5 protein-coding genes and 2 riboswitches are annotated in these 12896 nt (G+C 60.5%); of the genes, 1 reads left to right on the forward strand and 4 read right to left on the reverse strand.

Annotation, left to right across the window (positions count from 1 at the left end):
• Positions 1-485 precede the first annotated feature (485 nt).
• The 3 genes from AB5Y82_RS03665 to AB5Y82_RS03675 form a co-directional block, all read right to left on the reverse strand.
• Entirely contained in the window at positions 486-2402 is a 1917-nt protein-coding gene (locus tag AB5Y82_RS03665) for a glycoside hydrolase family 19 protein (RefSeq protein ID WP_368173673.1), read from the reverse strand.
• 79 nt (positions 2403-2481) lie between these two features.
• Positions 2482-5463 carry a M66 family metalloprotease gene (locus AB5Y82_RS03670; protein WP_368173674.1) on the reverse strand — a complete coding sequence of 994 codons (2982 nt, stop codon included), beginning with the start codon at positions 5461-5463 and terminating at the stop codon, positions 2482-2484.
• Positions 5464-5536: 73 nt separating this feature from the next.
• A complete protein-coding gene (locus tag AB5Y82_RS03675; RefSeq protein WP_368173675.1) occupies positions 5537-8149 on the reverse strand; it encodes a glycosyl hydrolase family 18 protein in 2613 nt (870 codons plus the stop codon).
• A 99-nt stretch (positions 8150-8248) separates the two neighbouring features.
• Positions 8249-8336, reverse strand: a riboswitch (cyclic di-GMP riboswitch).
• A 315-nt stretch (positions 8337-8651) separates the two neighbouring features.
• On the opposite strand from AB5Y82_RS03675, the gene AB5Y82_RS03680 reads away from it, so the two are divergent.
• Positions 8652-9887 (forward strand): diguanylate cyclase, encoded by a 1236-nt coding sequence (locus tag AB5Y82_RS03680; protein ID WP_368173676.1) that lies wholly within the window; start codon positions 8652-8654, stop codon positions 9885-9887.
• Positions 9888-10017: 130 nt separating this feature from the next.
• Here the strand turns inward: AB5Y82_RS03680 and AB5Y82_RS03685 are convergent, their stop codons facing one another.
• On the reverse strand, positions 10018-12612 hold the full coding sequence (locus AB5Y82_RS03685) for a glycosyl hydrolase family 18 protein (protein ID WP_368173677.1): 2595 nt from the start codon (positions 12610-12612) through the stop codon (positions 10018-10020).
• Between the two features lie 102 nt (positions 12613-12714).
• A riboswitch (cyclic di-GMP riboswitch) is annotated at positions 12715-12802 on the reverse strand.
• Positions 12803-12896: the final 94 nt, after the last annotated feature.

Here is a 12896-nt window from a genome sequence, read left to right on the forward strand (position 1 = left end):
GGCTGATCATCAGCTTCTCCCCCGTCACCTCGGGAAAGCCTTTCCATAAAGGGCATTGCATTTGAAAACCCTTTCCATGATTTTTGTAAATTTACAACACAGAAAGTTGATCTGGTTCACAAATGACCATAGGATCAAACCGTGACCCAGGTCACATACCATAACCATAAATGACAGAGCGATGAGGTAAACCATGTTTGAGAATCTGGCAGTCCTGTTCCACCTGCGCGGTGCAACCACCAAGAACGGCGTTGTAGAGAAAGATGCCTATGCCCCCTCCACCCGTGAATACTACTTCCGCTACGGCAAATAATTGCTGAAAGCCTTTCACGGAAAATGTAATAAAAAAACAACACACATCATCACACAGCCCTTTCGAGGCGCTGTCCTGTCCGGGCCAGATGTTCCACGGCCAAACCTGAACTCCACCAAACAAGAATGGGGCCCGCAGGCCCCATCTTTTATTGCTTCGGCTTAATGCCGGATCACAGCTTGATCCAGGCATCACTCCACGCGGTTCCCTTTCCCGGCTCATAGGCCCAGGCGGCACCTGCGCACCAGCCGGTGTAGGGGTGCGGTTTGCACTCGTAGCTGGCACCGCCGTTGCTGACCCGCTCGCCCGCCTTGTAGGGAGTCCCCTCTTTATAAGCCGGATAGTCAGGCGGCGTTACGCCCCCCTCCTCTCCTTTCACCAGCAGGCTATGGGTGGTGCTGCGGCTCAGATTACCTTCATCTGTGACCGTCAGTTTGATCTCCAGCTTGGTATCGCTGGCCGGCGTGGGCAGGGTCAACTCCAGCATTACCTGATCCAGTGCCGGGGCAGAGGCTCCAGCCGGGATAGTCCAGGCATAGGAGAGCGGCTTGCCTTCCGGATCGCTGGAGTGCTGTCCGGAGAGAGTCACCTTGCTGCCACCTTCGGCCTGCGCCGGGCCAGTGATATTGGCCACTGGCGGCAGGTTGGTGCCACCGCCGTTATCCTCGATCACCACCTCCGGATAGAAGTGCTGAACGCAGCGGCTGTAATCCCCCTCCTTGAAGGCGCTGAAACGGGTCTGGTAGCCCACCAGCTTGCAAGCGTAACTCTTGCCGCCGTTGGGGTTCTCTGCCACATAGCTCCAGTCCTGCTCCCAATAGATGGGCAAGGCACCGGTGCCATTGTCATCAAACACCTTCATATTCTTGCAACCCAGCACCTCGTCGGATGGCACCGCCACCCCGAGGTAGTTGGCAAACTCGCGGTAGTAGTTGATGCGATTCTGGGACTGGGCATGCTCGACCGGGCCGCCGCACTCCACCCCGCCATTGATAATCTGGGTGGTGACCCCGAAGCCCGGCACTAGACCGTTCTGCTTGTCATGGTCATTCGGCTGCCAGGTGCCATCAATGACATGGAGCATGGAGGGCTTGGGCGGCTGCGGATAGGTATAAAAGAACACCGCACTGGCCAGGTTCAGCCAGGTGTCGGCCACCAGATCGGGGCGGTCGAGCAGGGTGCGCACCGTACCGAACATCACCTCGGAGAAGGGGCCGTAGTTGTAGTTGTAGGAGAGCTGCTTGGCGCCGCGGCCAAAGTAGCTCTTGAACTCGCCATTGTCGAACGTACCGCACGGCCACTGCTGACCCTGCCACACATCGGGACGGCACTCGGCGTTGTAACCGCCGCGCATGGTCTCATTCCATCCCATCTCGCGCACGTAGACCAGCGCCTGACGCCACTCGGCTTCCGGGCGCCAGTTTTCATGGCCACCGGTCTCCTGGGCGAAGTGGGCGAACATGGTCGCCAGGGTCTTGCGGCAGATGGCGTCAGCATCGCGGCCGTCGCTGTAGTCGCCGCACAGGGCCGGGAACTTGGCCGCCGCCTGCAGCAGGCCGCGATAGGTGTACTCGGGGGCGCGCAGCGGGAAGACGTAGTTGAACTGACCCTCGCTCAGCAGGCTTTCGACCCGCTTGACGTTGCCCGGGTTGTCGACACGGCCCGGCTGCACCGCCTCGACCACCAGATTGTCCCGGGTAGCGATGGAAGCCTTGACCGCTTCCATCGCCGGGAAGTCGGTCAGCGCCTTCTCTTTGGCATCCAACTCGGCCTGGCTCATATAGACGGGGGTAGTGCTGCCATCCGGTGGAGTTGGCGTCGGCGGATTGGGCTTGTCATCGCCGCCAGTGTCCGGCGGGGTCACTTCCCCTTCGCCGACAAGCTTCCACGGGGTATCCCACTCATTGGCGGCTGCCATACCGGGAGTCTGACCCGGGTTGGCCCACCACTTGGCCTCGAAAACCTGGCCGTTGTAATTGACCTGGCTGCCGCCCGGGTAGGATTTGTTGATGTCGTATGCCTCGGCCGCCCACAGGTGGCCGCTCAGCATCATGCCGGCAAGCAGAAGGGTGATGCGGTTTTTTTTCATTATTGTTGCTCTCTATGGTTTTGTGGCAAAAGGCGGAGTCCGCCTGAACAGGCTCCGCCATCTTCATCATGGACTCAACCTAGGGGCAGCTTGCCGCCCCGACATCCAGCCAGACATCGTGCTTGCCCGGCTCGTTGCCTTGAGTCCACCACTTGGCCTTCCACTGACGGCCATTGTGGTTGGTCAGCTCACCGCCGTTGTAGGCAACGGTAGCGCTCCAGCCCAGATCAACCTGACTCGCCAGCGCCCACTGATCGGCGGCGCGGCTCGGTTCATTGCCCTGAGTCCAATACTTGGCACGCCATACCAGCTGGTTGTGGCTCACCTTGTCGCCGCCGTTGTAGACCTTGCCGGCCTGCCATGCGGGAACATTCGCCGCTTCCGGATCGGTGGTGTTGCAAGAGCCATCGACCACGGGCGCCAGCGTCAACACGACACGCCCTTCGCTCTGGTGTACCCCGTCCGAGACACTCACACTCAGCTCATGCTGCTCGCTGGTGGTGACAGCTGGCGGTAGCAGACGCAGGTTGGCACTGGTCTCGCCTTCCGCCTGCCAGCCCGCCGGGAAGTGCCAGCGGTAGCTCAGCGCATCGCCCTCGGGATCCCTCGCCTCGGCAGTGACGGTCAGCCACTCACCGCCGATGCCGCCGAGCTGCGCCGGTACGGTCACCACCGGAGGCTGGTTCTCCACCACGCCCTGCTCCAGCGGCCGCCCGTTGACGGTAAAGGAGAGCGCCTGCTGCGGTGGCAGCAAGCTCTGCTGTACCAGTGTCTGGCCACGGCACTGGATGGTGGCGCGGCCGGGCTCGCTGGCGGTGGGCAGGTTGATGTGGAACTTGTTCATGACGCTACTGGCCGCTCTGTGATTGGCCAGCCTGAAGCGCTGCAGACCATCGCGGGTCTCCACCTGCAACTGGCAGTCATTGCCGGACAGGGTGCTGCTGTCATCCGGGTAGGTGAAGCCATAGGCGCCGTGCAGTGCCGGATAGATGTAGCTGCGCAGGGCTCCTTGCGGATCGTAATAGCCCACCAAAGTGGTCACCGGCACGCCGAACTGCTCGGGCTTGCGTGCAACCTTGGTATCGATGGGGGAGACCTCCACCCAGCTCTGGCCATCCGAGGTGAAGCTCTTCTTGAAGCCCCGGTTCACCACAATTTCCTTGCCGTTGATAAAAAGGCGACTGTTGTAACCGGCCCCGTGATCGATGGTCAGACTGCGCCCACGGTTGTCCGCAGAGGCAATCGGCACCCGGATATCACGGGTCCAGCGACCATCCCACATGGCGACCCTGACCAAGCCGTAGTCCGCCAGCAGAGCGCTCAGTCCGGCCTCGCTCAGGGCATTCATGGGGGCATCGACCTTCTCTATCCCCTCGATTGTGTGCTGATAGGGCTCCATCCTGGCCGTCGCACTGTTCCACTTGCTAAAGCCGGTGGCCGAGTTGGCATCGAACACCGCCTTGCTCTCCAGAAAACGCTGGATGATGGCGGCGGAATTGGGGGTATAGAGGGTGAAACGGTTGGCGCCGGAGAGAGGGCTGCCGCCCGCCATCGCATCGTAGCCAAACTTGCGGCCATCGAACGGTGGCTGGCACTGGCCATCCAGACAGGCATCCTCATTGGTGCGGGTCGGCGAGAAGTTGGGGATGAACCGGTGTTTGTCACTGTCCCAGCCCCAGCTGGAGTTGAGCTGATCGGCACTACGGTGAACCGAGCCACGGAAGCCATCCACATAGTGGCCAAGGCCGAAGTTATGGCCCACTTCGTGGCTGAACTCGTTGCCCAGCGAGTCATCCAGCGTGACGATACCACCGCCACCGGAGCCACCGTGCACCTGAACCCCATTGGCATACTTGCCGCGGCTGTTGTGCGCCGTCAGCTGGGCCACCACAAAGGGATGGCTCCCCTCCCCTTCACCGGCACTGCTGTTGATGCCGTAGTTGGCATTGTCGATACCGTGGGAGATAAGCTCCTTGCCGATGCGCTGACGCATGGTGCCGCCATGCCAGCCCCCTTCGCTCGGGTCAAAATCGGTCAGCAGGGTGCCGTTGGGCAGTATCACCTCAGGCAGGGAGAGCGGTGCATACTGACTGACGATCAACCGGCTGGCCGGGATGGTCTGGAAGTATTCGCGATGGGCCTCCTTGTCATTGGCAAAGGCAAAGCGATCCCGTGGCGTGGTGAGCATGCCGATGTCGATGGTGTGCAGCAGCAGCTCGCCGGGGGCGCCGACCTTGATGTCACGCAGTTCACCGCTGAGATTGCCCTGACGAACGGAGAGGTTCAGTCCGGGCTGGATCCACTCTGCGGGCAGCTCGCCACTCCAGGTATCCGGGGCATAGGTGATGCGGTTGTTCTCCAGCTCCCCCTCACGGAACCACTGCCCCTTGGCAAACTTGAACTGCAGGGTCTGGCCACGGGAGACGGTCACCTGTCGCTCGCCATAGAAGGCCGTCGAGTTATAACCGGCGCTGGAGCGGATCCTCACCATCTTGCCCTCCAGCTCCGGGCTCACGGGCAGGTAGATATCCCGAACCCAGCGGCCGTCGGCAGTCTGGATCTCCACCAACGCACGCCCGGTCAGCCGATCCTTGAGGAAGGCGCCGCTCTTGTCGTTCAGTTTGGCCAAATCAGCACTGCTGCTGATGATGGCAGTGGTGCCGCTCTCCGGGATGAAACTCACTCCCCCGGCAGGAGCTCCCGCGAGGTGGTAGACAGTCTCTGGCAGCGCCGATGGCGGTGACAAGGTCAGGGTGCCAAGCAGCGTGCCGCTGCCGTCACGAGCCTCCACCGTCATGGGGGTCACCCCGTCGGCCTGGAGCGGTTGCACCAGCAGCAAACTCTTGCGCAGGCTGGTCAGGATGGGTTGGCGATCCCCCTCTTTGGGATGGGATGGCAGGATCTGGCTCTGGGCAAACTGCACTCTGGCAGCCAGGCTACCCGCCAGATCGCTTTGCGGGGTCGTGTCATTGAATATCAGGGGCGAGGTGGTGGCAGACAAGGGGCCGGCCGCCAGGGTTGCCATGATGAGGGCAGCGATTCGGGTCACATTTGTGGTCATTGTCGGGTTCTCGTTCATATTGCTACCGGGAATGAGGGGCATGTCGCCATGCCCCGTCATCGGTGAGGAGGCCTCAGTTACAGCTTGCTGCCCCGATATCCAGCCAGACATCGTGCTTGCCTGGTTCATTGCCTTGAGTCCACCACTTGGCCTTCCACTGACGGCCGTTATGGTTGGTGAGATCCCCGCCGTTGTAGGCAACGGCTGCGTTCCAGCCCAGATCAACCTGACTCACCAGCGCCCACTGATCGGCGGCGCGGCTCGGTTCATTGCCCTGAGTCCAGTACTTGGCCTGCCATACCAGCTGGTTGTGGCTCACCTTGTCGCCGCCGTTGTAGACCTTGCTGGCCTGCCATGCGGGAACGTTGGCTGCTTCCGGGTCGGTGGTGTTGCAGGAGCCACCCTCACCGCCTTCGTTGATTGGCGTGACGGTGAGACGAGTGGCCACGTTGGCGTCGAGTGCGCCATCGGAGACGGTCACAGAGAGGTCATAACCGGTTTCGACATCCACCGCCGGGCCGGTGACCACCAGGGTGGCGCTGTTCTGGCCGGTCGCCGTGATACCGGCAGGCACTTGCCATTGATAGATCAGCTCGTCGCCATTGGGGTCGGATGCCTTGGCGGTGATGGTAACTTGCTTGCCCTCTTCCACCTTGACGCTGGCGGGCAGAGTGACCACCGGAGGCAGGTTGGGCTGCGGCGCCTTGTTGGTCACCACCACCTGATCGCGAGCGGTGAGGTTGTGGTCGTCGGTCACTGCCAGCTCGAACACCAGATTGATGTCGGCGGACACGGCATCGAGTACAACACGGGCCTTGGCCTGAGTGGCATCTAGCAGGGCAGCCTGCGGGCCGGAGATCTGCTTCCAGCTATAGGTGAGGGCGCCATTTTCCGGGTCGTGGGACGCGGAGCCGTTCAGCGTCACCTCGGTCGGGCCGGTGACACTCAGATCGCTGCCTGCGTTAGCCACTGGCGGCTTGTTGGCTGGTGGGGTGACCCCTTCACCGTGACCGAGACCTTCATGCATGGCGTTAAGGATGTCGCCGTTGTCGGCATCGATCTCCCAGGAGAAGAGCCCGCCCAGCTTGTTGGCCAGCACGTATTGGCCTTTCGCCTTGACCGAGCGCTCGTCGTCATAGGTGATCAGCTCGCCGGTGGAGGGCTTGAACAGGGTGGCAGCTTCGGCAGTCTCGTCATAGTTGTACTCCCAGCCTGCGCCCATATGGCTGTTGACGATGTGGCGATAATCCAGCACGCCATCTTCCCAGGTGCCCTTGATCTTGCCGGTGGCGGTGCCGGTGAAGGGATCGTTGCCCTGATATCCGCTCACCCCTTTCCAGCCGCGACCGTAGGCGGCGGCACCGATCACCAGCTTCTCGGAGTCGACCCCTTGCGCCAGCAGTTGCTGCACCGCTGCATCAGTGTTGTAGCGCTTGTTGGCCGAGCCGTTGGTGGCCTGATAGAGGTTGGCCTGATGACCCAGGGAGGTATTGCTCCAGGCGCCGTTGTAGTCGTAACTCATCACGAAGAGGTGGTCCATGTACTGCTGGGCAGCCTTGTAATCCACATCCTCAATCTTGTCGTAACCGGCACCGATGGCGGAGGTGAGCTGATAGGTGCGACCGGTCTCGGCCTCCAGCTCGTCGAGCATGGCGCGCAGATCCTTCATGATCAGCACATAGGTTTCACCATCTTTGGTCTTGTCTCCCAGATTGGGGTTGGCGCCATCGCCGCCCGGGAACTCATAGTCGATATCGACACCGTCGAAGAACTTCCAGGTCTGCAGGAACTCTTTGACCGAGGCGACGAACACGTCACGCTTGGCCTTGTCATGCATGAAGAAGAAGGGGTCGGAGAGGGTCCAGCCACCGACTGAGGGGAGGATCTTCAGGTCCGGATAGGCCTGCTTGAGGGCCATCAGATTACCGAAGTTGCCCTTGTAGGGCTCATCCCAGGCGACCAGTGACCCCTGCCCTTTTTGCAGCGCGGCCCAGGGATCGTGAATGGCGACCTGGAAATCCTTGCGCCCGGCGCAGGCTCGTTGCAACGCCTGGAAGCTGCCGGCAATCTCTTTGAGGCTGTCGTTGAGGCCATCACCGCCACAGATCGGGGTGAAGCCATAGAGGATATGGGTCAGGTTCTGGGCCGGCAACTTGTCCACGGTGAAGTTGCGATCATAGACCCCCCACTCCACATAGTAGGTACCGACCACCTTGCCGGACTTGTTGACATAGGGTTTGTTATTCTCCTGCAGGGCAGGCTTGAGCGGCGCAAGGTGGCTGCCATCGGTATCGGCGACCACGATCTCCTTGGCATCAGACAGGGTGCAGCCATCGCCGTTGCATAGCGCAACCTGCATCTGATAGCGGCCCCCCTTGTGCACCTTGAAGGTGGCGGTGCCCGCGGCGGAAGAGGGACCGGACCACACCTCCTTGCCATCCAGCAGCACCTTGGCACTCTGGCCAATATCGCCGTTCCAGAGATTCCAGGTGACGGTCACATCGGCGCCATCCTTCACCTTGACCAGCTCGTTATAAGCGGTCGCGGACTGGCTGACTTCGACGATGGCAAACTTGGTGGGACCCCAACCGATGGCGGGTTTGCCGGGAGCCGCCGCATAAGCGGCGGAGGAGGCGAGCAGGGTACCGACCATCATGGCCAGCAGTGCGGGTTTTGGACTTAGCATATTGCTTTCCTTTTCGTTATTGGAAAAACGAAAGGGCAACGCAACACGACAGGTGACACAAAAACGGCCACCCCTTGGCAAAGGCAGCCTGCATTCTACTGTGGTGGCCCCGCTATCCTAGGTCGTCTTGACCCTTAGACCGGAAGCTTTGCGTCCCGACTTTTCAATCGGTTTGCCCTTGTCACAACATTATTTCTGGCGATAAATAATCGCCGATTGACTGTAGGGTAATTCTGATAAGTAAGCAAATCGGACCATTGCCAGCCCACCAGTTACCAACCCCGACAATTACCCACTTTCAAGAAATTAATGTTTAAAAAACAGCCGGATATACAGACCTAATCTCATCACCTCCAACCAGATACCTCACACCATTTTTTTGATCTGCATCACACCAAATTTAGAAAAATCAATGAGTAAGAACAATATGCGACAAAAGACCCATCTGTATCGCAACTAATGAATTTATGATCGCCGCTTTGCATGGCCAGCAGGTGTCTTCATGCCCAGCGAATTGCCCTCACGCACCCGGTTATCCAGATACGACAAATTTGTTCGTTTGACGATTTATGCCTTGCCACTGGCCGGGATGATCTGGCTTATCAACAGCCTCAATGGCTGGCAAAGGGCGCCGCTTGCCAGCACCTTGCTAGTCCAGAGCTACCTTATCTGCACCTTCTGGCTCTATCGCCACTACCGCTACCATCTGCACCGCCAGTGGCAGCATCTGAGTGAGGCGCTCAAGATCAACGAAACCACCGCCGAACTGGCCCGCAACTCGGCGCAATACCAGACCGAAGAGGCCTTTCTGGAGGATCTGCTCAGACGAGCCGTGATGTTGATCCCGGGAGCCGAGATGGGCTGCCTGATCAAGCTGCTGCCGGGCACAGGCATGTTGAGGTATGAAGCCGCCATCGGCATGGATTTGGTGAAACTGCGGCGGATCAATCTGCCGCTGGAGCACACCTTTCAGTACAAGCTGACTCAGGGACGCTGCAACAAAACACTGCTGATCAACGACCTGTCGAAGATAAATGCCACCATGCCCCTGTCCGAACAGGACAGAGAGCTGCTGGTCAACTGCACCGACCTGCCCATCCAGGCCACGCTGGCGACCCCGATCCATATCGATGGTCAGCTCTACGGCATGATCAATATGGACAGCAGCAAACGTAATGCCTTTACCCGCTACGACAGCCACCTGATGGCGATCCTGGCGCGGGATATTCGCCACGCCATCACCATCTATCAGCAGTCCCGCCGCATCTATCAGCTGGCCAATACCGACCAGCTGACCGGGCTCGCCAATCGACAGCAATTCGAACTCGCTCTGCAGGGGCAGCCGGAAGGCACCCTGCTGCTGATCGACATGGATAATCTCAAGCAGCTCAATGACAGCAGTGGCCATTTGGCGGGTGATCAGGCCCTGCGCCTTATCGCTGATGGCATACGCCAGCACTTCGGTCAGGGGGTGATTGCCGCCCGCTTCGGCGGGGATGAGTTTGTGCTGCTCACCACTCTGACACCGACCGAGCTGCAACAGACGATGGCCAAGCTGACGGCCATGCTGGCCAGCGCCTCCCCCACCATCTCGTGCAGCATGGGGATGGCCCCCTATCGCGGCGACTTTGCCGCTGCGTTTGCCAGAGCCGATGCCGACATGTACCAACACAAGCGGCACCACAAAGAGCAACGTGCGGCACAGATGCCAGCTATCGGGGAGAGCATTAATCACTAGCCCGGAAGGGCTGCTTTGCAGGCACAAAAGAGAAGCTGGGTGGGGAAACCGATTGGCAGACCCGCCAGAATGTGGCGAAGCGGGGAGAAAAAACGGGGCATGACTGGCATGCCCCGCCACCATTCAATGCTTATTTACAGCTGGCGGCTCCCACATCCTGCCAGACGTCGTGTTTGCCAGGCTCATTGCCCTTGGTCCAGTACTGCGCCTTCCACTGACGGCCGTTATGGGTGGTGAGCTCGCCACCGTTGTAGGCCACATTGGCATCCCAACCCAGTTGCACCTTGCTCACCAGCAGCCACTGATCCGCGGTGCGGCTCGGCTCGTTGCCCTGGGTCCAGTACTTGGCCTGCCACACCAGCTGGTTGTGGCTCACCTTGTCGCCGCTGTTATAGGTGCTTGCCGCTTTCCAGACTGGCCAGTTGGCCGCATCCGGATCGGTCGCCGTGCAACCACCGCCGCTGCTGGCCGGTTTGACCGTCAGACGGGTTGCCGCACTGGCATCCAGCCCACCGTCGGAGACAGTGACGCTCAGGTCATAGCCGGTGTCGATGGTGACGCTCGGGCCGGTGACCACCAGGGTGGCGCTGTTCTGACCCGTTGCGGTGATGCCTGCCGGCACACTCCACTGATAAGTCAACGGATCACCGTTCGGATCGGAGGCGGTCGCCTTGATGGTCACCTGCTTGCCCGCCTCCACAGAGGCCGTGGCAGGTACACTCACCACCGGCGCCAGATTGGCCTGCGGCGCCTTGTTGGTCACCACCACCTGATCCTTGGCACTCAACTGCTGGTCATCGGTCACTGTCAGCTCGAACACCAGATTGATGTCGGCGGACACGGCATCGAGTACAACACGGGCCTTGGCCTGAGTGGCATCGAGCAGGGCAGCCTGCGGGCCGGAGATCTGCTTCCAGCTGTAGCTGAGCGCGCTGTTTTCCGGATCGTGGGAGGCTGACCCATCCAGCGTCACCTCGGTCGGGCCGGTCACCTTGAGGTCACTGCCCGCGTTGGCCAGCGGCGGCTTGTTGGCTGGTGGAGTCGTCCCCTCGCCGTGGCCCAGCCCCTCGTGCATGGCGTTGAGGATGTCGCCGTTGTCGGCATCGATTTCCCAGGAGAAGAGGCCACCGAGCTTGTTGGCCAGCACATACTGCCCCTTGGCCTTGACCGAGCGCTCGTTGTCATAGGTGATGAGATCGCCGGTTGCCGCCTTGAACAAATAGGGCGCCTCGGCCACTTCGTCGTAGCCCTTCTCCCAGCCCGCCCCCATCCGGTTGTTGACGATGTCGCGGTAATCCACCACCCCGTCCTCCCAGGTGCCTTTCACCTTGCCGGTCGCCTTGCCGGTGAAGGGGTTGTTGCCCTGATAACCGCTCACCCCGGTCCAGCCACGGCCATACATGGCGGCACCAACCACCAGCTTGCCCGGCTCAACCCCCTGCGCCAGCAGCTGATTGACCGCCTTGTCGGTGGTGTACTTGGTAGCGGGATCCCAGCTCGCCGCATAGAGGTTGGTCTGGTGACCCAGCTCGGTGTTGCTCCAGGCACCGTTGTAGTCGTAGGTCATCATGAAGATGTGGTCCATGTAGGGCTGGGCCGCCTTGTAGTCCACATCCTGGATCTTGTCGCCCCCAGCCCCGATGGCCGAGGTGAGCTCATACTGGCGACCGGTCTCGGCCTCCAGCTCGTCGAGCATGGCCCGCAACTCCTTCATCAGGGCCACATAAGTGGCACCATCACTCGGGCTGCCCAGTTTCGGGTTGGCGCCCTGTCCGCCCGGGTACTCCCAGTCGATATCCACACCATCGAAGAACTTCCAGGTCTGCAGGAACTCTTTCACCGAGCCGACAAACACGTCACGCTTGGTTTTGTCACCGAGGAAGTAGAAGGGATCGGAGAGGGTCCAGCCGCCGACCGAGGGGAGGATCTTGAGGTTCGGATAGGCCTGCTTGAGCGCCATCAGGGCGCCAAAGTTGCCCTTGTAGGGCTCGTCATGAGCAGTGAGGTTGCCTTGCGGCATCTGGATGGCGGCCCAGGGATCGTGCATCGCCACCTTGAAGTCCGCCCGGCCGGCGCACGCCCGTTGCAGCGCCTGGAAGCTCCCTTCGATCTCCTTGAGGCTGTCGTTGAGGCCATCCCCGCCGCAGATGGGGGTGAAACCATAGAGGATATGGGTCAGGTTCTGGGCCGGGAGCTTGTCCACCGTAAACTTGCGGCCATAGACTCCCCACTCCACATAGTAAGTCCCCACCACCTTGCCGGACTTGTTGGCGTAGGCCTTGTTGTTCTCCTGCAGCGGCGCCTTGAGTGGCGCCAGATGACTGCCGTCGGTATCGGCGACCACGATCTCCTTGGCATCAGAGAGGGTACAGCCATCGGCGTTGCACAGCGCCACCTGCATCTGGTAGCGCCCCCCTTTCTTCACCTTGAATTTGGCACTGCCCGCCGCGGCCGAGGGGCCGGACCACACCTCCTGACCATTGAGCAGCACCTTGGCACTCTGGCCCAGATCGCCGCTCCAGAGGTTCCAGTTCACCTCCACATCGGCGGCATCCTTTACCTTGACCAGATTGTTGTAGGCAGTGGCCGCCTGATCGACTTCAACGATGGAAAACTTGGTGGGGCCCCATCCGATGGTGGGCTTGCCGGGCACCGCAGCATAAGCGGACGAGGCGCAGCACAGACCGACCGCGAGGGCCAGCATGGTAGGCTTTGGACTTAGCATTTTTATATTTCCCTATTTCGTTATGTTGGCAACGAAAAGGGCTACGCCCTGACAGGTAACGCAGACGGCAGTGCGGCCTCTTGGCAAAGGTGCACAACAACCTGTGGTGGCCCCGCTATCTCAAGTACGGCTCATCCCTGGACCGGAAGCTTTGCGTCCCGATCTTGCGATCGGTTTGCCCTTCGGTTACTTCATTTGCGATGCAAAAAATCGCATCCCGACTATAGAGTGAGCCAATCCGGTCTGCCACTGTCGGCGTTCACCGACAGTGGCAAGCCAATAGA

The organism is Aeromonas sp. s13 (genome assembly GCF_040907905.1).
GTDB lineage: Bacteria > Pseudomonadota > Gammaproteobacteria > Enterobacterales > Aeromonadaceae > Aeromonas > Aeromonas veronii.

Bases quoted from the DNA above. Each gene is read 5' to 3' on its own strand.
- AB5Y82_RS03665 (WP_368173673.1), bottom strand. From the start codon at position 2,402: ATGAAAAAAAACCGCATCACCCTTCTGCTTGCCGGCATGATGCTGAGC.
- AB5Y82_RS03670 (WP_368173674.1), bottom strand. From the start codon at position 5,463: ATGACCACAAATGTGACCCGAATCGCTGCCCTCATCATGGCAACCCTG.
- AB5Y82_RS03680 (WP_368173676.1), top strand. From the start codon at position 8,652: ATGCCCAGCGAATTGCCCTCACGCACCCGGTTATCCAGATACGACAAA.
- AB5Y82_RS03685 (WP_368173677.1), bottom strand. From the start codon at position 12,612: ATGCTAAGTCCAAAGCCTACCATGCTGGCCCTCGCGGTCGGTCTGTGC.
- AB5Y82_RS03675 (WP_368173675.1), bottom strand. From the start codon at position 8,149: ATGCTAAGTCCAAAACCCGCACTGCTGGCCATGATGGTCGGTACCCTG.